Source organism: Nitratidesulfovibrio sp. HK-II (assembly GCF_003402415.2).
Classification (GTDB): Bacteria; Desulfobacterota; Desulfovibrionia; order Desulfovibrionales; family Desulfovibrionaceae; genus Cupidesulfovibrio.
This window is the reverse complement of sequence record NZ_AP036014.1, coordinates 1,379,861-1,398,472: the sequence shown is the minus strand read 5'-3', so window position 1 is coordinate 1,398,472 and position 18,612 is coordinate 1,379,861. Positions and strand designations below refer to the sequence as shown.

Here is an 18,612-nt window from a genome sequence, read left to right as displayed (position 1 = left end):
TGTATTCAAAAGCTCAGCGAAACTGGGAAAGAAACCGCACATCATTCTCGAAGAACATGCGCAGGTCACCAATGCCGTACTTGAGCATGGCCACGCGTTCGACGCCGAGGCCGAAGGCGAAGCCGGTGTATTCCTCGGGATCATAGCCCACGGCGGTGAACACGGCGGGGTCCACCATGCCGCAGCCCAGGATCTCGACCCAGCCGGTGGTCTTGCACACCCGGCAGGGTTCGTTGCCCACGTGCCCCTTGCCGCCGCAGATGCAGCACGAGATGTCCACCTCGGCGCTGGGTTCGGTGAAGGGGAAGAAGCTGGGGCGGAAGCGGACCCTGGTATCGCCGCCGAACACGGTGCGCAGGAACGAGGTGAGCGTGCCGCGCAGGTCGGCCATGCTCACGCCCTTGTCCACCATCAGGCCTTCGATCTGGTGGAACATGGGGGTGTGCGTGATGTCCGAATCGCGGCGGTACACCTTGCCGGGGGCGATGATGGCCACCGGGGGCTTGCGCGAGAGCATGGTGCGCACCTGCAACGGCGAGGTGTGGGTGCGCATCAGGATCGATTCGGTGACGTACAGGGTGTCCTGCATGTCGCGCGCCGGGTGTTCGGCGGGCATGTTCAGCGCTTCGAAGTTGTAGTGGTCCATTTCCACTTCCGGCCCGGTCACGATGTCGTAACCAAGGCCCCGGAACACGGAGCAGATTTCCTCCATGACCAGGGTGTCCGGGTGGAGCGAGCCGCGCCACGGCGCGCGGCCGGGCAGGGTCGGGTCGAAACGCGACAGCGCCTCGGCCTCGCTTGCGGCCTCGATGGCGGCCTTGCGGCCTTCGAAACGCTCTGTGAGGGCCAGCTTCACGCCGTTGGCGACCTGCCCCAGACGGGGCCGGTCCTCGGGCGAAAGTTCGGGCAGGCGGCCCATGATCTGCGCAAGACGCCCCTTGCGGCCAAGGAAGGCGACACGCAGTTCCTCAAGCTCCGTCAACGACGAAGCCTGGTCCAGGCCTCTTTCGAGTTCCGGGACCAGGCTTTCCAGTTCCTTGAGAAGGTCCATGCGTAGAGACCCCGTATGGGGTTAGTTGAGTTTCGAGGCGGCGAGTTGCGCCAGCTTCGCGAAATCTTCCTTCTCGCGCACGGCAAGGTCGGCAAGCACCTTGCGGTTCAGGGAGATGCCGGCAAGGGTGAGGCCGTGCATGAACTTGCTGTACGACAGGCCGTGCATGCGGGCGCCGGCGTTGATGCGCAGGATCCACAGCTTGCGGAATTCGCGCTTCTTCACCTTGCGGTCGCGGAACGCGTACATCCACGAACGTTCCACAGCCTCGCGGGCGGTGCGGTACAGCTTGCTGCGGCCGCCACGGAAACCCTTGGCCGCGTCCAGATACTTCTTGTGACGCCTGTGTGAGGCGAGACCTCTCTTCACGCGCATGGAATACCTCCATCGTGATCTTGACTCCGCGAGGCGAGAGACCGGGCCAGCGGAGCGGATAATGTAAAGTGCGGGATGCGCTCTCGTTGTTCAGAGAGCACGCCTTGCCGGGGCACAGGCCCCGACGAAGGCGATTCAAAAAAAGGAACTTTGTTCTCCGGCAAGGAGGACGAGTCTTTTGCGAAGGGAGTGTACTCTTAGGTACTCGACCGGAGCAAAAGGCGAGTCCGACGCAGCCGGAGGGCAAAAGTACTTTTTTGAACGCCTTCGTTAGGCGTAGGGCATCATCCGGCGCACAGCCTTCTCATTGGTGCTGTCCACGGTGGCGGACTGGCCGAGGCGCATGCGGCGCTTGGCGTTCTTCTTCGTGAGGATGTGGCGCAGGTTCTGCTTGCGGCGCTTGAACTTGCCGCTGCCGGTCACGGAGAAGCGCTTGGCGGCGGAACGCCGGGTCTTCATCTTGGGCATTGGATACTCCTTGCCGTTCTCTGCTCGCGCCGAGGCCGCCGGGGCGGCGACGGACGCATGACGAAGCCCCCCGCAAGGCGGAGGACCCGGTTTGCCTTCTCAAGGACTGGATCGTCGAAATTTCCCGGTCGGTTGCAGCGGCGCAAGCGACCGCACCCCCGGCGAGAGGGGGCATAATGCGATAAAAACGCGCCGGAAGCAAGGGCCGATGTGGCCTATTTCTTCGGCAGCGGAGCGAGCATCATGAACAGGGTGCGGCCTTCGGCGCGGGCTTCCTGGTCCACCTTGGCGATGTCCTTGGTATCCTCGACGATGCGGTCGAGAATGGACTGGCCGCGATCCTTGTGGACGATTTCGCGCCCGCGGAAGAAGACGGTGACCTTGCAGCGGTCGCCTTCGTCGAGGAAGCGGCGGATGTGCCTGACCTTGGTGTCGTAGTCGTGGTCATCCGTCTTGGGCCGGACCTTGATCTCCTTTATCTGGATCACGGTCTGGTTCTTCTTCGCTTCGGCCTTCTTCTTCTGCTGCTCGTACTTGAAGCGCCCGTAGTCCATCACGCGGCACACCGGCGGATCGGCCGTGGCGGCCACCTCGACGAGGTCGAGGCCCAGCTCCTTGGCGTGCGCGATGGCGTCGTTGCGCGACAGGATGCCGAGCTGTTCGCCGTCCGCTCCGATGACCCGCACTTCGCGGGCACGGACCTGTTCATTACGCCGCACGGTGTCCTGCGGGATATCGCGGCGCATCCTGTTGTTAGGAGAAGCTATAGCTCATTCCTCCACGTTTGAACGGTTCCTGGCAGTCCGCCGTGATCATTTCCGCCACCTCGGCAAGAGTCTTGAGGCCAAGGTTTTCGCCGGTGCGCAGACGCACGTTGACGCTCCCCGCCTCCACTTCCTTGTCCCCCACCACGAGGATGTAGGGGATCTTTTCCAACTGGGCTTCGCGGACCTTGTAGCCCAGCTTTTCGTTGCGCGTATCGGCCTCCACGCGAAGACCGGCGGCGACAAGCCGTTCACGCGCGCCCATGGCGAATTCGTTCTGGGCGTCGGTGACGGTCAGAAGGCGCGCCTGAACGGGGGCTATCCACGTGGGGAAGGCCCCGGCGTAATGTTCGGTGAGCACGCCGACGAAACGTTCCAGCGAACCCAGAATGGCCCTGTGGACCATAACCGGGCGATGGCGCTCGCCATCCTGCCCGATGTACACCAAGTCGAATCGGTCAGGCAAGGTGAAATCGACCTGGATGGTGGACAGCTGCCACTCGCGGCCGATGGCGTCGGTGACCTTGATGTCGATCTTGGGACCGTAGAACGCGCCGTCGCCCTCGTTGATGGTGTACGACAGGCCCGCCGTGGCCACCGCGCCGACGAGCGCGTTGGTGGCGCGGTCCCAGTCCTCGTCCGAGCCGATGGACTTTTCCGGCCGGGTGGAGATGACGATGCGGTAGTCGAACCCGAACAGGCCCATCAGGTCGCGCACCAGCGCGATGACGCCGATGATCTCGGCTTCAAGCTGATCCGGCCGGCACAGGATGTGGGCGTCGTCCTGGGTGAACTGGCGCACGCGCAACAGGCCGTGCAGCACGCCCGACTTCTCGTGGCGGTGCACCACGCCCAGCTCGAACATGCGGCGCGGCAGGTCGCGATAGCTGCGCAGGTGGCTCTTGTAGATGAGCATGTGCGAGACGCAGTTCATGGGCTTCACGCCATAGGCGTTGTCGTCGATGACGGTGAAGTACATGTTCTCGCGGTAGTTGTCGTAGTGGCCAGACTTTTCCCACACCTCGCGGCGCAGCAGCTGCGGCCCCTGCACCAGTTCGTACCCGCGCTTCAGGTGTTCCTTGCGCAGGAAGTCCTCGAGGATGGTGCGCAGCAGCATGCCCTTGGGATGCCAGTAGACCATGCCGGGGGCCACGTCTTCATGGAAGGCGAACAGGTCCAGCTGCTGACCCAGCTTGCGGTGGTCGCGGCGCTTGGCCTCTTCGATCTGGTGCAGATGATCCTTCAGGGCCTTGGGGTCGGCGAAGGCGGTGCCGTACACCCGCGAAAGCATGCGGTTCTTCTCGTCGCCGCGCCAGTAGGCCCCGGCCACGGAAAGCAGCTTGAACGCCTTCACGAAGCTGGTGTCGGGAATGTGCGGTCCGCGGCACAGGTCCACGAAGTCGCCGCTGCGGTACACGGACACCGTGTCCGCCGGAATGTCGCGCACGATCTCGACCTTGTAGGTCTCGCCCATGCCCTCGAACAGGGCCACGGCCTCGTCCTTGGTCATCTCGGTGCGCGTGAAGGGATGGGCGGCGGCCACGATCTTCTGCATCTCGGCCTCGATGGCCTCGAGGTCGTCGACGGAGAAGGGGCGCTCGTAGTCGAAATCGTAGTAGAACCCGCTGTCGATGGCGGGACCGATGGTCACCTTCACGCCGGGAAAGAGCTTCTGCACCGCTTCCGCCATGATGTGCGCGGCGGAATGGCGGATGAGCTCGACGCCTTCCGGCGAATCGGCGAAGACCGGTTCGATGGTGGTGGTGTCGGCGGGCACGGCGGCGGTAAGGTCGAGCATGTCGCCGTTGCAGCGGCAGGCCACGACATTCTTGAATTTCTTCCCGCTCAAGGCGCCCTTGAGGGCGTCACGGCAGGAGACGCCGGACTGCACGTCGAACACCTGTCCTTCGATGGTCACGTTCACGCCGAATCTCCTCGGTGAGTTGGTTGTTGCCGCCGCGCGCACCATAACAAGAAAGGGAGGCCGGAACCTCCCTCTCTGGGCTTTCGGTGTGGTAGGCACGAGCAGATTTGAACTGCTGACCCCTTCCGTGTCAAGGAAGTGCTCTCCCCCTGAGCTACGCGCCTACACCTGCGAGGCAGGAGGGGTATCTACATGGGCACGCCGTCACCGTCAAGCGGTTTCTTTCGCGAGGCCCGGAAAAATGGGAAAAAACCGGTTCCGGGAGCGGCAGCACAGCCCAGGCGGCCCCCTGCCCCCGTCGCCGCACTCGCGCGTGCGCGTGCGCGTTACAATATATACGGCCGAAGCGCCCCCGGCAATGCCATGCGCCCCGGCGCTCGCTCGCATGCCCTGCATGGCCCTCCGTTCGCGGCCCTTCCCCGCCCGGGGTCCGCGTTCGCGGCCCGGCCGTGCCCGACGCACCGCCGCCTCCACCCTTTCATCCCGCGCGCAGTCCCCGCATAGCCACGCCCAGCGTTCCCAGCCTTGTTGCCGACGACCGTGACGCCTTGCGCCGCATGGCATTCGCGCCCCATTGACAGCATGCGCCGACAGGCGTAGCCCCTCGTCGAAATCGCCGAGTTCCGCCCTGGGGGCGGAAGCGGGGGACCCAACAACCGGTCCGCCGGTACGGGGCGCATCGCCGCAAGGCGTAGGGCAATCTCTTCGGCCCGAGCCCGTCAGCTAACCTCGCAGGCGTCGAAGGGAGAGCACCCCTCCGAGCACTTTCCGTGCATCCGTCCGTTGCCATGCAGCGGGCGGCCACCGCCGGATGGACAGGCCTCGGGGTGGGGGAAGCTTTCCCCACCCTTTTCGGAGGCCTCATGTCCACCGGTTCCGATCCGTTGGGCGAAGCCGCGTCCGGCAGCATGCCGGACGGCACCGCGTGCGCCTCGCCGCGCACCGATGCCGTTGCGTCCTCGTCCGCCACTTCCATCATCACAGGGCAGTCCGCCCCGCAAGCCTCCGCCACCGGGGGCGCATCGCCCGTGCATTCCGACGGGTCCGCGCCTGTTGCCGGTCATGAGCCCATGTCCACGCACGCATCCATTTCCGCCTCTGCCGTGTCTTCCGGCCCGACCGTGCCATCCGCCCAACTCACGCCGTCCGCTCAATCCGCGCCGTCCGGCCCGTTCATCGAACCCGGCGCCACGGTGCCCACCCACGCCGCCAACCGCCTGCTGCCCATGGCCCTGGCCGCGCTGGGCGTGGTGTACGGCGACATCGGCACCAGCCCGCTGTACGCCATCAAGGAATGCTTCCACGGTCTGCATGCCCTGCCGGTGACGCCCACCAACATCCTGGGGGTGCTTTCGCTGGTGTTCTGGGCGCTGACCGTGGTGGTCACCCTCAAGTACGTGCTGTTCATCATGCGCGCCGACAACGACGGCGAAGGCGGCATCTTCGCCCTGCTGGCCCTCCTGCGCGACGGGTCGCGCGACGGCCCACGCGAAAACGCGGCACGCCAGGCCGCAGGCAGCGACGACACGACGCCGGGGGGCGCGGCGAAGCCCGCCCCGGCCCCGGCCATCTCGCGCTTTCGGCGCATACTGCCCGTGGTGGGCATTTTCGGCGCGGCGCTGCTGTACGGCGACGGGGTGATCACCCCGGCCATTTCGGTGCTGTCCGCCGTGGAAGGGCTGGAGGTGGCCACCGAGGCCGCCGCGCCCTTCGTGCTGCCCATCACCATCGGCGTGCTGGTGGGCCTGTTCATGGCCCAGCGGCACGGCACGGAACGCATCGGCAAGGTGTTCGGCCCGGTGATGGTGGTGTGGTTCGCGGCCATCGCCACGCTGGGCATCATGGCCGCGCTGCGCAACCCGCAGGTGTTCGCGGCCATCAGCCCGACCTATGCCGTGCGGTTCTTCATGGAAAACCACCTGCACGGCATGGTGGTGCTGGGGTCCGTGGTGCTGTGCATCACCGGGGGCGAGGCGTTGTACGCCGACATGGGGCACTTTGGCGCGCGGCCCATCCGCCTTTCGTGGATGGCCGTGGTCTTTCCGGCGCTGATGTGCAACTATCTGGGCCAGGGCGCCATGCTGCTGGCAGACCCGGAACTGGCGTTCAACCCCTTCTACGCCCTGGTGCCGCGCCCCCTGCTGTACCCCATGGTGGCGCTGTCCACCGTGGCCACGGTCATCGCCTCGCAGGCCATGATATCCGGCGTGTATTCGCTGACGCAGCAGGGCATCCAGCTGGGCTTCGTGCCGCGCATGCGCATCGTCCACACCTCGGAGGAAACGCGCGGGCAGATCTACCTGCCCACCGTGAACTGGATGCTGATGATCGCCTGCGTGGGGCTGGTGCTGGCCTTCCAGGAATCCAGCCGACTGGCCGGGGCCTACGGCATCGCCGTCACCGCCACCATGGGCATGACCTCGCTGCTGTACTACGCCGTGGCGCGCCAGCGCTGGAACTGGCGGGCCTGGCAGGCGGTGCCGCTGGTGGCTCTGTTCCTGGTCTTCGACGGGGCGTTCCTGTCTGCCAACCTGCTCAAGATCATGGACGGCGGCTGGTTCACCCTGCTGCTGGCCCTGGGCGTCATGACCCTGATGCTGACCTGGCGCGACGGCCGGGCCGCCCTTTCCGCCCGCTTTGCCGCTGCCTCGGTGCCCTTCGGCACCTTTCTCGAAGGCGTGCGCCGCACCAAGCCGCTGCGCGTGCCCGGCACGGCGGTGTTCATGTCCGTGAACCCCACGGGCACCCCGCTGCCCCTGCTGCACCATTACAAGCACAACCATACCCTGCATGAAACCGTGATGCTGCTGACCATCGTGGCCGAGCCCACGCCCTTCGTGCCCCGGCCCGACAGGCTGGTGGTGCACAAGCTGGGCGAAGGCTTTCACCGCATGGTGGCCCGCTACGGCTTCATGCAGACCCCGCGCGTGCCCGAACTGGTGCAACTGGCCGCCGCACGCGGCCTGCCCATGCGCATGGAAACCACAACCTTCTTCGTGGGCCGCGAAACCCTGCTCACCAGCGGCGCCTCGAACATCGCGGGCTGGCGCAAGGCGCTGTTCGCCTTCATGTCGCGCAACGCGTGGAACGCCACCACCTTCTTCGGCATCCCGCCGGGGCGGGTCATCGAAATCGGCGCGCAGGTGGAATTGTAGCGCCCCAAGGCGCACTGGAATCAAGGGGTGCGGCGGTCCGCAACGCCACACCCCGCCGGGACGGGCATGCACGCGTGCACGACGCCCTTCCGCCGGAGGCATGCCGCTCCTCGCTTCCGTCGGGTGTCCGTCCCGGCACCCCCTCATCGCCCCCCTGGAGTTCGCACCGCATGCGAACGCCGGGGGGCGATGTCGCTGCGGCCGATGGTCGCCCCGCATGGCAAAGGGGCCGCCCTTGCGGACGGCCCCTTATACACACTGTACAGCCCGGACGCGGCGGGCACGGGCGCAACCCGCACCGCACCGCCACGAATCTAGGCTATCATTTCCAGAAACGCCTCGATGCGCACCTTGAGCTGTTCGGCGTCGGCCTCGGAGTAATCCGTCTCGATGTGCAGGCTGGGCAGGTCGAACCGGTCGCGCAGGAAGTTGCGCACCTTGTACGCCTCCACGTTGTAGGTGTGGCAGGCCTGCCAGGTCAGGTCCACCACGCCGTGCGGGCGGAAGTCGGCCACCAGTTGTTCCAGCAGGTCGAAGCGGCCCTGGTTGGGGGCCATGACCGAGCACGGCGTGGACAGGTAGCGGCGGGCCAGCGCGGTGAGCGGGTCGCCCGTCTCGTCCACCAAGTCGGCCTTCTTGTAACCGGTGCAGTTTTCCATGCACACCACCTGGCCGCCGCATTCCTCGATGAGCCGCACCACCTTGTGCGAGCCCATGCCCACCGGCACGCCGGTCAGCAGGATGCGCGGGCCGCCCTTGCGTTCGGGCAGGGTTCCGGCCTTGGCCGCGGCCTGCACCTCGGCCACCACGCCTTCGGCCAGTTCGATGATGGTTTCGCGGTCGGAGAAAAAGCCCAGCTTGAACAGCATTTCCAGCATCTGCATGCCGGTCACCGGGGCCGGGTCCATCTGCGGCAGGTCCATCAACGCCTTCAGCGCGCGGCGTTCGCGGTTGGCCAGCGTGATGGCGTCGGTCAGGTTCTGCTCGGTGATGGTCACCCCGAAGTCGCTCTCCATCCGCTGCACCAGCCCTTCCAACTGTCCGCGCCAGAAAGGCAGGGCCTCCTCGCCCGGCGTGGACGGCAGATGCAGCAGGTGCACCGGCTTCATCTCGCCCAGCAGTTCGAACATCTTCTTCTTGCCGTCGCACGTGGTGTCCGCCACCACCAGATCCGCCGCCGACAGGTACGGGCACGAACCTTCCATGGCGAACCCGAAGCTGCTCTTGATGAGCGGGCACAGGTTGCGCGGCAGCACCTGCTCGGCCGTGGCAATGGGGTCGTTGCGCGTGCCGCACAGCACCACCGGCACCGCACCCGCCGCCAGCGCGATTTCCGCCGGCGAGTACAGACAGTACAACCCCACCACCTTGCGGCCCGCCGCCTTGGCCTCGCTGATGGCCAGGGCATTGCGCTCCGCCGCCGTCTTCAGCCGTTCGATGCTCTCCCACGTCATGTGCCTGCTCCTTTCCGGTTTGAGCGTTCTCTATCTGAATCCGGGGGAAGGAACCTTTTGGAAAAGGTTCCTTCCCCCGGACCCCCATCCTTCCCAAACTTTCTAATTGGGGCGCATCCATCTCGTGACACAGATCGCCATACTGTAAGCACCCAACTGTTAACCACTTCCCCGCGCAACACCCCACAATTGAAAAGTTTGGGGGGGAAGGGGATGGGGGGTCCGGGGGGAAGGGGAAACCCCCTTTTTCAAAAGGGGGTTTCCCCTTCCCCCCGGCAGGAATTCCCGCCACCACTACCCCGCCGCCACGCCATGCGTGATGTCCTGCGCCGCGATGAGGGCGGCGCCGAGGGCCCCGGTGGCCTGGGGCATGCGGGAAACGGTAACGGCAAGGCCGAGGGTTTCGGAAAAGATGCGGGCAAAGGCGGGGTTGGTGGCAAGGCCGCCGGTAAAGGCGCAGCCGGGCACCAGGGGCACGCGGCCGGTCAGGGCTTTCAGGCGGCGGGCCACCGAGGCCACGATGGAAGCGGCCAGGTCGTCCTTGGAAACCCCTTGGGCGATGAGCCCGATGACTTCGGTTTCGGCAAACACCGCGCACATGCTGTTGAGCGGCATGGGGGTGCCGCGCAGGGCCGCGTCGCCAAGCTCGTCCAGGGTCATGTCGAGCACGCCGGTCATGACCTGGAGAAAGCGGCCGGTACCGGCGGCGCACTTGTCGTTCATGACGAAGTCGCGCACGTTGCCGCGCTCATCCACGGCCACCACCTTGCTGTCCTGGCCGCCCACGTCGAGCACGGTGCGGGTATCGGGCGCAAGGTGGTGCGCGCCGCGCGCATGGCAGGTGATTTCGGTGACGGTGCGGTGCAGGAAGGGCAGGGAGATGCGCCCGTAGCCGGTGCCCACCACCCGGGCGACGGCATCAAGGCCGGTTCCGGCCTCGCGCAGGGCGGCGTGCAGCACGGCCTGGCCGGTTTCACGGGGGTTCCAGCCTGTGGGGGTGACGGCCACGCCCAGCACGGCGCGCGACGCGCCGTGGAGCACCACGGCCTTGGCGGCGGTGGACCCCACGTCCACTCCGGCAACCAGGGCAGCGGCGGGTCTGGCAACGGGCATGGGGCCTCCTGCGGAAAAGCTGCGCCACGCGCGGTGGCTTGCCACTGGATAGCCCACCTGCCAAGTTTCGGTAAAATTGATATTCTCTATCCTGTCGCCATGGATACATAGACGGATGCCCGCATATCTTGCGGGCGGCATGCAGGCGCCCTCCCTACTGGCAAGGCCGGACCACGCCGGATTCTGGAGGGGCTTTTCCGGGGGGCGTCCTTTCACGCTCCGTCCCGGCGGAAAAATACTGCCGTTTCACGCGCCCGGTGCTAGCATGAAGGAGATGCCCGCATCGCTCCTCCGTCGGGCCACGGTTTGCCGGGCATTCGCCATTGGCAAAAAAAATCGCATTCCGCGCGAAATTCCCCGTGGTTTTGATGCCCGTCACATCGCGCCTTCGCCCCCCGGACTATTGTGCACTCAACGACGGGGCGAAAGGCCACGACGGATGCGGCGGATGCGCCGATCCGACGACGCCGCCCCGCCGAACCACAACCACGACGGAGCGAGCCATGGTCCTTTCGAAAATTTTAGGCCTGTTCGGCCACAAGAATGAACCCCAGAAAAAGGAGAGCCCCATGTCCATGTTCTGCAACCAGTGTGAACAGACCGCCAAGGGTACCGGCTGCACCACCATCGGCGTGTGCGGCAAGCAGCCCGAAGTTTCCGCCCTTCAGGATCTGACGGTCTACGCCCTGCGCGGCCTGGCCCTGGTGGCCCTGGAAGCCCGCAAGAAGGGCATCGTCGATCCCGCCATCGACCACTACGGGGCCAAGGCCCTGTTCACCACCCTGACCAACGTCAACTTCGACCCGGCCCGCTTCCAGGCGTACATCAACGAGATCGTGAAACACCGCACCGCTCTGGCCGCCCGCGCGGGCGTGTCGCCTAGCGCCGGCCCCGCCTCGTTCCAGCCCGCCGCCACCCTGGAAGCCCTGGGCGCGCAGGCCGACGTGGCCGCGCTGACCGCCGACAAGAGCGACCCGGACATCGTCTCGCTGAAGCAGACCCTGCTCTACGGCATGAAGGGCCTGGCCGCCTACGCCGACCACGCCGCCGTGCTGGGCCAGGCCGACCCCGAAGTGTTCGCCTTCCTGTTCAAGGGCCTGGCCGCCGGGTACGACGGCGTGCAGCGCGACCTTGGCCAGTGGGTGGAGCTTGCGCTCGAATGCGGCAAGACCAACCTGCGCGCCATGGAACTGCTGGACGCGGGCAACACCGGCACCTACGGCCACCCCGTGCCCACCCAGGTGCCGCTGGGCCACCGCAAGAACAAGTGCATCCTCGTTTCCGGCCACGACCTGCGCGACCTGCACGAACTGCTGAAGCAGACCGAAGGCAAGGGCATCGACATCTACACCCACGGTGAAATGCTGCCCACGCACGGCTACCCGGAACTGAAGAAGTACGCCCACTTCTACGGCCACTTCGGCACCGCCTGGCAGAACCAGCACAAGGAATTCCCGGCCTTCCCCGGCGCCATCCTGTTCACCACCAACTGCATCCAGAAGCCGCAGGACTCGTACAAGGACCGCGTGTTCACCACCGGCCTCGTGGGCTGGCCCGGCCTTGTGCACTGCGAGAACTACGACTTCTCGGCCGTGATCAAAAAGGCGCTGGAAATGCCCGGCTTCACCGAAGACGCGCCCGGCAAGAACGTGCTGGTGGGCTTTGGCCGCAACACCGTCATGAGCGTGGCCGGCCAGGTCATCGACGCGGTGAAGTCCGGCGCCATCCGCCACTTCTTCCTGGTGGGCGGCTGCGACGGCGCAAAGCCGGGCCGCAACTACTACACCGAGTTCGTGGAAAAGACCCCCAAGGACACCGTGGTGCTCACGCTGGCCTGCGGCAAGTTCCGCTTCTTCGACAAGGAACTGGGCGACATCGGCGGCATTCCGCGCCTGCTGGACGTGGGCCAGTGCAACGACGCCTACTCGGCCATCCAGATCGCCGTGGCCCTTGCCGGCGCCTTCGAGTGCGGCGTGAACGACCTGCCCCTGTCGCTGGTGCTCTCGTGGTACGAGCAGAAGGCCGTGGTCATCCTGCTCACCCTGCTGGCCCTGGGTATCAAGGACATCCGCCTCGGACCGTCACTGCCCGCGTTCATCACCCCCAACGTGCTGAACTTCCTGGTGCAGAACTACAACATCAAGCCCATCACCACCCCGGACGAAGACCTGAAGGCCATTCTGGGCTAATATCCGGACGACGGAAGCAAGCGACGGGGGGCGGCACGGGCCGCCCCCCCATTCCGCCCCGGCGCGCCCCGCCAGGGCACGGCATCACCAATCCGGCGCATCGCGCCGGGGCACGGCATCAGCGACGCACCCGACAGCACCGCCAGACACCGCGACCGCAACGACCCCCGCCACGCCCGACATCACCCACCGGCCCCATCCCGCCTCCACGGGCAGCCAGGGCCGCCCGCGCTCCAACCCGCGGGCAAGGATCACAGACATGAAGACCACCCGGAACATCCTGGAAATCGACGAGGAACGCTGCGACGGCTGCGGCGCGTGCGTGCTGGACTGCGCGGAGGGCGCCATCGCCATCGTGGACGGCAAGGCCAAGATCGTCTCCGACAGCTTTTGCGACGGCCTTGGCGCGTGCATCGGCAGCTGCCCGCAGGGCGCGCTGCGCATCATCCAGCGCGAGGCCGTGCCCTTTGACGAAGACGCCGCCATGGAACACGTGCGCAAGCGCGACGGGGCCGAAGGGGCCGAAGCTCCCCGGACGCCTTCCGGCGGCCACCACGCCCACCATGCCCACCACAACAGGCACGACGGACACGGCGTGCACGGCCAGTACGGCCTTGGCGCGCGTCAGCCCGGGCATGGCCAGCATGGGCATGGCGGCGGCCACGGCGGCTGCCCCGGCTCCATGATCCGCAGCTTCGCCAAGGCCGACGCCCCCACCTTCGCCGTGGCCGAAGGCCCGGTATCCGGCCCTGGCCACTGGCCGCTGAAGATCCGCCTGGTGCCGCCCACGGCCCCCTACCTGAAGGACGCCGACGTGCTGGTGGCGGCGGACTGCGCGGCCGCGGCCTCGCCCCTGTTCCACAGCCATTTCGCCAAGGGCAAGGTGGTGCTCATCGGCTGTCCCAAGTTCGACGACACCGAAGCCTACGCCCAGCGGCTGGCCGACATCCTGGCCACCAGCGGCATCCGGTCCATGACCGTGCTGCGCATGGAAGTGCCCTGCTGTCGCGGCCTTACCGCCGCGCTGGCCAAGGCGCGCGCGCTTTCCGGCACCAACGTGCCGCTGAACGAGATGATCATGACCTGTCAGGGCGCGCCCGCGCCCACCCCGTTGGCCTGACGCGCCAGCGTCAAGACTTCTGGCCTGACGCGCCAGCGTCAAGACTTCTGGCCTGACGCGCCAGCGTCAAGACTTCTGGCCAGACGCGCCAGCGTCAAGACTTCTGGCCAGACACGCCAGCGTCAAGACTTCTGGCCAGACGCGCCAGCGTCAATACATCTGGCCTGATGCGCCAGCGTCAATACCTCTCACCTGACGCGCCAGCGCCCGCGGCGTAAGCCGCACGGCGCTCCGCGCGCCACCACCTTCCGCAGACAACGAACGGCCCGCACTCGCGGGCCGTTCGCCATTGTGACATTATGTCAAGGCAAATGCACAAAAAGGGTGACGAACAGGCCCCGGCTTGCATAGAGTGGTGATACGGGGAATCACTGGCGGCGCTTTTTTTGGGGAAAGGCGTCGCATGGCGGCATCGGGGGCGTTCCATGAACGACTACGAACTGCGGAAATTCGTCGCGCCGGAATTCGTCTTCGGCTACGGCGCGGCTGGCCTGGCGGGTCGGCACGCACGAAATCTGGGCGCATCGCGCTGCCTCGTGGTGTCCGACCACGGCGTGGCCGCGGCTGGGCACACCGAAACGGTGCTGGCTACCCTGCGCGAAGAAGGCATCGCCTGCGCGACCTTTCTGGGGGTGTCGGAAAACCCCCGCGATACCGAGGTGATGCAGGGCGGCGAACTGTTCCGGGCCGAAGGCTGCGACGCCATCGTGGCCGTGGGCGGCGGCAGTCCCATGGACTGCGCCAAGGGCATCGGCATCGTGGTGGCCAATGGCGGCCACATCCTGGACTACGAGGGGGTGGACGCCATCCCCAAGCCCATGCCCCCGCTGGTCTGCGTGCCCACCACGGCGGGCAGCTCGGCCGACGTCTCGCAGTTCGCCATCATCCGCGACACGCCGCGCAGGGTGAAAATCGCCATCGTCAGCAAGGCCAACGTGCCCGACGTGGCCCTGGTGGACCCGCTGACCACCCTCACCAAGCCGCGCGACCTCACCGCCGCCACCGGTCTCGACGCCCTGACCCACGCCGTGGAGGCCTACGCCTCCAACGCCCACTCGCCCGTCACCGACATGTTCGCCCTGGAGGCCATCCGGGGCATCGGCACGGCCCTGTTCGACGTGCTGGACAACCTGCACGACAGGGACGCCCGCGCGCGCATGGCACTTGGCAGCATGAACGCGGGCCTGGCCTTTTCCAACGCCATCCTGGGGGCGGTGCACGCCCTTTCGCACAGCCTGGGCGGCATGCTGGACCTGCCCCACGGAGAATGCAACGCCCTGCTGCTGCCCTTTGTGGCGCGCCGCAACTTCACGGCGGCCCCGCAACGCTACCGCAAGGTGGCCGAGGCCCTGGGCGTTGCCGATGCCCTGGCCGCGCCCGACGACGAGGTGCGCGACGCGCTGTTCGCCCGCCTTTCCGACATGCGCCGCCGGGCCGGGTTCGACAAGGGGCTCGCCCAGTACGGCGTCACCCGCGAGCAACTGGCGGAACTGGCGCGCATGGCTCTGGAAGATCCCTGCCTTTCCACCAATCCGGCCCCGCTCGGCGCGCGCGAACTGGAAGAGCTGTATGCCGAAGCGTTCTGACGAGCTGCGGGAAAAACTCATCGGGCTGGGGCAGGGCTCGACCCGCAAGAGCTACTACCCGGAACTGCGGGAACGCATCCAGCAGCTGGAACTGTTTCGCGCCCTGCTGGAAAGCGCGGGAGACGGCGTGCTGCTGCTGGCCGCCGACACCCTGATGGTGCTCGACGCCAACGGCGCGGCCTGCCGCTTCGCAGGGCTGCCGTGGGAGACCCTGACCGGACGCCCGCTGGCGGCGGCGTTTCCCGAACTGGCGGGATGGAAGCCGCACCTTACGGGCGGCACGGAGCGCCCGTCGCAAGACGGCCCGCGCGACCGCGCGTGGCCCCTGGCCGACATCCTCCACGCCACGCCCCCCCCATCCTGCCCGCCCCCGGTGGGCGCCGAAGAACGCCGCCTGATCCGCCAGCCCGCGCCTGGGGCAGACCTGTGGCTGGAACTGGCGCTGAAGCGCCACGACATCGGCGGAACGCCCTACGTTTCGTGCATCGCGCGCGACGTGTCGGAACGGCTGCGCGCCGAAGAAGAACTGCGCGAAAGCGAGCGCAAGTACCGGGCTTTGTTCGAGGCGGCCAACGACGCCATATTCCTGATCCGCGACGGCCTGGTGCGCGACGCCAACCGCAGGGCCTGCGAACTGTTCGGCAGGCCCATGGACCAGTTGACCACCATGGCCCCGCGCGACCTTTCGCCGCCCGTGCAACCGCTGGGCGGCCCCTCGCCCCAGCAGGAGGGCATGCGCATCGCCAGGGCCCTGGCCGGGGCGCCGCAGTTCTTCGAGTGGACCCATCTGCGCGCGGACGGCACGCCCTTCGACTGCGAGATTTCCCTCAGCCGGTTCACCCTGCGCGGCGAACCGTGGCTCATCGCCATCATCCGCGACGTGACCGAGCAGAAGAAGCTGCGCGAGATCATGGTGCAGACGGAAAAGATGATGTCCGTGGGCGGCGTTGCCGCGGGCATGGCCCACGAAATCAACAACCCGCTTTCGGCCATCGCGCAGTCCGCCCAGAACCTGCAACGCCGCCTTGCCCCCGGCGTGCGGGACAACGAAGCCGCCGCCCTGATGTCCGGCGTGGACCTTGAGCGCGTACAGCACTACTTCGAGTTGCGCGGGCTGGCCAAGCTGGTGACCAACATCCGCGAGGCGTGCGGGCGCGCCGCAGAAATAGTGCGGCACATGCTGGATTTCGCCCGGCGCAGCGACGCGGAGCGCGCCGAATGCGACCTTGCGGCGTTGCTGGACCGGGCCGTGGAACTGGCGGAAAACGATTACGACCTCAAAAAGCGACACGATTTCCGCAACATCCGCATAGTTCGGGAATACGCCCCCGGCACCCCCCCGGCAGAATGCGCCGCCACCGAGATAGAACAGGTGCTGTTCAACCTGCTGAAAAACGCCTCGCAGGCCATATCGCAGAAGGTCTACCCCGAGGGCGAAGCGCCGCGCATCATCCTGCGCGTGGGCGTGCAACGCGGCGCGCCGGGCATGCCAGCAGGGGCCGACGGCATTGGCGGCATCGATGCCGGGCGGGCCGACGCCGACTACGTGCGCATAGAGGTGGAGGACAACGGCCCCGGCATCGACGAGCGGACGCGGGTGCGGGTGTTCGAGCCGTTCTTCACCACCAAGCCGCCGGGAGAAGGCACGGGGCTTGGCCTTTCGGTCTCGTACTTCATCATCAGCCGCAACCACGGCGGGCACATTCTCGTGGAATCGCAGCCGGGCCAGTGGTGCCGTTTCACGGTGCTGCTGCCCGCGGCGCGCCGCGCGGCGTAAGGCCCCGCCTGCGGGAATGCCGCCGGATGGGCTCCGCCTCTCCCCGCCGTGTTCAGGCGGATCTGCCGGGCCGCAACTCCAGCGTGCTGCGGTAGCCCGCCAGCAGCAGAAACCCCGCCGTATGCACCACCACGGCGGGCGGCCCCACCACGAACGCGCCATAGGCCGCGAACTTCCAGATGAACACCGACGGCACGGCGTCCAGCGCGCCGGACAGGGCCGCCGCCCCGCGCCCCACGGCGAACACCCCGGACACCACGTTGCTGCCCGCGATCAGCAGCGCCGGCCACGGACTGCCCGTGCGCCAGGCCCGCCAGGCCACAAGCGCAAGATCGGCATAGACCACCAGCATGTGCAGGCTGAACACCAGCACCCGCGCGGGCAAGCTGAACCGCACCCAAGTGTACCACGAGGCCCAGCAGGCCAGGGAGGCCAGCACCACGGCAAAGACGCGCCACGGCACCCGCCTGCCCAGGAACCGGCGCAGTCCCGCCGCCGCCAGCATGCCGCCGCCCACCAGGCACAGGTTGGCCACTATGACGCTGGCCAGCAACGGCCAGGCCCCCTGTTGCAGCATCAGGAAGATGCCCGTGGCCATCATGAAGCCCCCGCCTGCCCAGGCGAGCATGCCGGGGTACCTGCGCATGCCCAGCGCAAACACGAAAACGGCAAGGGCGCACAGCGCCAGGGCCACCATGAGCACCAGCGCCCAGGCATACGCCTGAGGGTGTTGCATCGTTCCTCCGCTACGGATTCGCCGCGCGCGGCGAAGAAAAGCCGGACGTCCACTCCCTGCCGTCAGAACGACGCCCGCGAAGGCCGCGTGACGGCCGCCGCCGGGCCGCGCACCCACGCGCGCCCCCCGGCATCACAGCGTCTCGTCTCCGTCAGCCAGGGCCTGCAGATAGTCCCGGTCGACGATGGTCACCTCGCGCCCGTCCACGGTAACGGCCCCCCGCTCCACCAGTTTGCCGAGGCAGCGCGAAAGCGTCTCGCGCGCGGTGCCCAGCATGCCCGCCAGCACTCCCTTGGCCATGTCCAGCCGGAAGGTGTCGGCGTCGCCCTTCAGTTCGCTGGCGTGCAGCAGGTAGGCGGCAAGGCGTTGCGGCGTCTCGTGCAGGGTCAGGGATTCCACCTTGCTGGTGAACACGCGCAGCTTGCGCGACAGCGCGGCCAGCATGTTCATGGCCAGGGTGGGGTCGCGGGTGATGCGGTCCACCAGCCCCTTGCGCGGCAAGAACAGCACGCGGGCGTTTTCCACGGCCATGGCGTGGGCGGGAAAGGTGCCGCCCTGGAACACGGCCACCTCGCCGAAGGTTTCGCCGGGGCCCATCACGTGCATCACGGCCTCGCGCCCGTCGGGCGCGGTCTTGAATATCTTCACTCGGCCCTCGGCCACCACGTAGAATCCCTCCGCCGGGGACGACTCGAAAAAGATCATCTGCCCCTTGTCCACGCGGCGGTCGACCACGATGCCCGCAAGGCCCTCCAACTGGGCGTCGGACAGGCCGTCGAACAAAGGCAGGCGTTCGATGATGCGGCGGTTCTGCTGGGTCACTGGCGTTCCTCTGGTTGTGGTCGTGGGGTGCTTGCAGCATAGGACACGTCGGCCCACGGGGCAAGAACGCGACACGCC

14 protein-coding genes, 1 tRNA gene and 1 riboswitch are annotated in these 18,612 nt (G+C 67.1%); of the genes, 5 read left to right on the top strand and 10 right to left on the bottom strand.

The window, feature by feature from the left end; all coding sequences use genetic code 11:
- Nucleotides 1-13: 13 nt before the first annotated feature.
- The 6 genes from pheS to RVX_RS05570 all read right to left on the bottom strand — a co-directional run bounded on the left by pheS (nucleotide 14) and on the right by RVX_RS05570 (nucleotide 4,746).
- Nucleotides 14-1,051, bottom strand: coding sequence for a phenylalanine--tRNA ligase subunit alpha (gene pheS, locus RVX_RS05595; protein WP_116305069.1), 1,038 nt, complete (start codon nucleotides 1,049-1,051; stop codon nucleotides 14-16).
- Nucleotides 1,052-1,072: 21 nt separating this feature from the next.
- Nucleotides 1,073-1,426 carry a 50S ribosomal protein L20 gene (rplT, locus tag RVX_RS05590; protein ID WP_007522954.1) on the bottom strand — a complete coding sequence of 118 codons (354 nt, stop codon included), beginning with the start codon at nucleotides 1,424-1,426 and terminating at the stop codon, nucleotides 1,073-1,075.
- A 270-nt stretch (nucleotides 1,427-1,696) separates the two neighbouring features.
- Nucleotides 1,697-1,894 (bottom strand): 50S ribosomal protein L35, encoded by a 198-nt coding sequence (gene rpmI, locus RVX_RS05585; protein WP_007522955.1) that lies wholly within the window; start codon nucleotides 1,892-1,894, stop codon nucleotides 1,697-1,699.
- 215 nt (nucleotides 1,895-2,109) lie between these two features.
- The gene (gene infC / locus RVX_RS05580; RefSeq protein WP_043608516.1) at nucleotides 2,110-2,640 is read right to left on the bottom strand and encodes a translation initiation factor IF-3; all 531 of its coding nucleotides are present in this window, start codon (nucleotides 2,638-2,640) and stop codon (nucleotides 2,110-2,112) included.
- 7 nt (nucleotides 2,641-2,647) lie between these two features.
- Nucleotides 2,648-4,582 carry a threonine--tRNA ligase gene (gene thrS, locus RVX_RS05575; protein WP_116305068.1) on the bottom strand — a complete coding sequence of 645 codons (1,935 nt, stop codon included), beginning with the start codon at nucleotides 4,580-4,582 and terminating at the stop codon, nucleotides 2,648-2,650.
- A gap of 89 nt (nucleotides 4,583-4,671) precedes the next feature.
- Nucleotides 4,672-4,746 (bottom strand) — tRNA-Val (locus RVX_RS05570).
- A gap of 440 nt (nucleotides 4,747-5,186) precedes the next feature.
- A riboswitch (cyclic di-AMP (ydaO/yuaA leader) is annotated at nucleotides 5,187-5,335 on the top strand.
- A gap of 317 nt (nucleotides 5,336-5,652) precedes the next feature.
- Here RVX_RS05570 and kup point away from each other — a divergent pair.
- Nucleotides 5,653-7,737 (top strand): potassium uptake protein, encoded by a 2,085-nt coding sequence (gene kup / locus RVX_RS05565; RefSeq protein WP_172596584.1) that lies wholly within the window; start codon nucleotides 5,653-5,655, stop codon nucleotides 7,735-7,737.
- A 314-nt stretch (nucleotides 7,738-8,051) separates the two neighbouring features.
- Here kup and RVX_RS05560 read toward each other — a convergent pair whose 3' ends face one another.
- Entirely contained in the window at nucleotides 8,052-9,191 is a 1,140-nt protein-coding gene (locus tag RVX_RS05560; RefSeq protein WP_116305067.1) for a double-cubane-cluster-containing anaerobic reductase, read from the bottom strand.
- Nucleotides 9,192-9,485: 294 nt separating this feature from the next.
- A complete protein-coding gene (locus RVX_RS05555) occupies nucleotides 9,486-10,304 on the bottom strand; it encodes an acyl-CoA dehydratase activase (protein ID WP_116305066.1) in 819 nt (272 codons plus the stop codon).
- A gap of 575 nt (nucleotides 10,305-10,879) precedes the next feature.
- Here RVX_RS05555 and hcp point away from each other — a divergent pair.
- The 4 genes from hcp (at nucleotide 10,880) to RVX_RS05535 (ending at nucleotide 16,976) form a co-directional block, all read left to right on the top strand.
- The gene (gene hcp / locus RVX_RS05550; protein WP_172596583.1) at nucleotides 10,880-12,493 is read left to right on the top strand and encodes a hydroxylamine reductase; all 1,614 of its coding nucleotides are present in this window, start codon (nucleotides 10,880-10,882) and stop codon (nucleotides 12,491-12,493) included.
- A 259-nt stretch (nucleotides 12,494-12,752) separates the two neighbouring features.
- Complete coding sequence (locus RVX_RS05545) at nucleotides 12,753-13,613, top strand: ATP-binding protein (RefSeq protein ID WP_116305063.1); 861 nt, start codon at nucleotides 12,753-12,755, stop codon at nucleotides 13,611-13,613.
- A gap of 425 nt (nucleotides 13,614-14,038) precedes the next feature.
- Nucleotides 14,039-15,199 (top strand): alcohol dehydrogenase-like regulatory protein ErcA, encoded by a 1,161-nt coding sequence (gene ercA, locus RVX_RS05540; RefSeq protein ID WP_116305062.1) that lies wholly within the window; start codon nucleotides 14,039-14,041, stop codon nucleotides 15,197-15,199.
- Nucleotides 15,183-16,976: a PAS domain-containing sensor histidine kinase gene (locus tag RVX_RS05535; protein WP_116305061.1), complete on the top strand. Its 1,794-nt coding sequence runs from the start codon at nucleotides 15,183-15,185 to the stop codon at nucleotides 16,974-16,976. The genes ercA and RVX_RS05535 overlap by 17 nt, the downstream gene beginning before the upstream one ends.
- Nucleotides 16,977-17,028: 52 nt before the next feature.
- Here the strand turns inward: RVX_RS05535 and RVX_RS05530 are convergent, their stop codons facing one another.
- Both RVX_RS05530 and RVX_RS05525 read right to left on the bottom strand, forming a co-directional pair.
- Entirely contained in the window at nucleotides 17,029-17,712 is a 684-nt protein-coding gene (locus RVX_RS05530; RefSeq protein WP_116305060.1) for a hypothetical protein, read from the bottom strand.
- Between the two features lie 132 nt (nucleotides 17,713-17,844).
- A complete protein-coding gene (locus RVX_RS05525) occupies nucleotides 17,845-18,534 on the bottom strand; it encodes a Crp/Fnr family transcriptional regulator (RefSeq protein WP_116305059.1) in 690 nt (229 codons plus the stop codon).
- Between the last annotated feature and the right edge of the window lie 78 nt (nucleotides 18,535-18,612).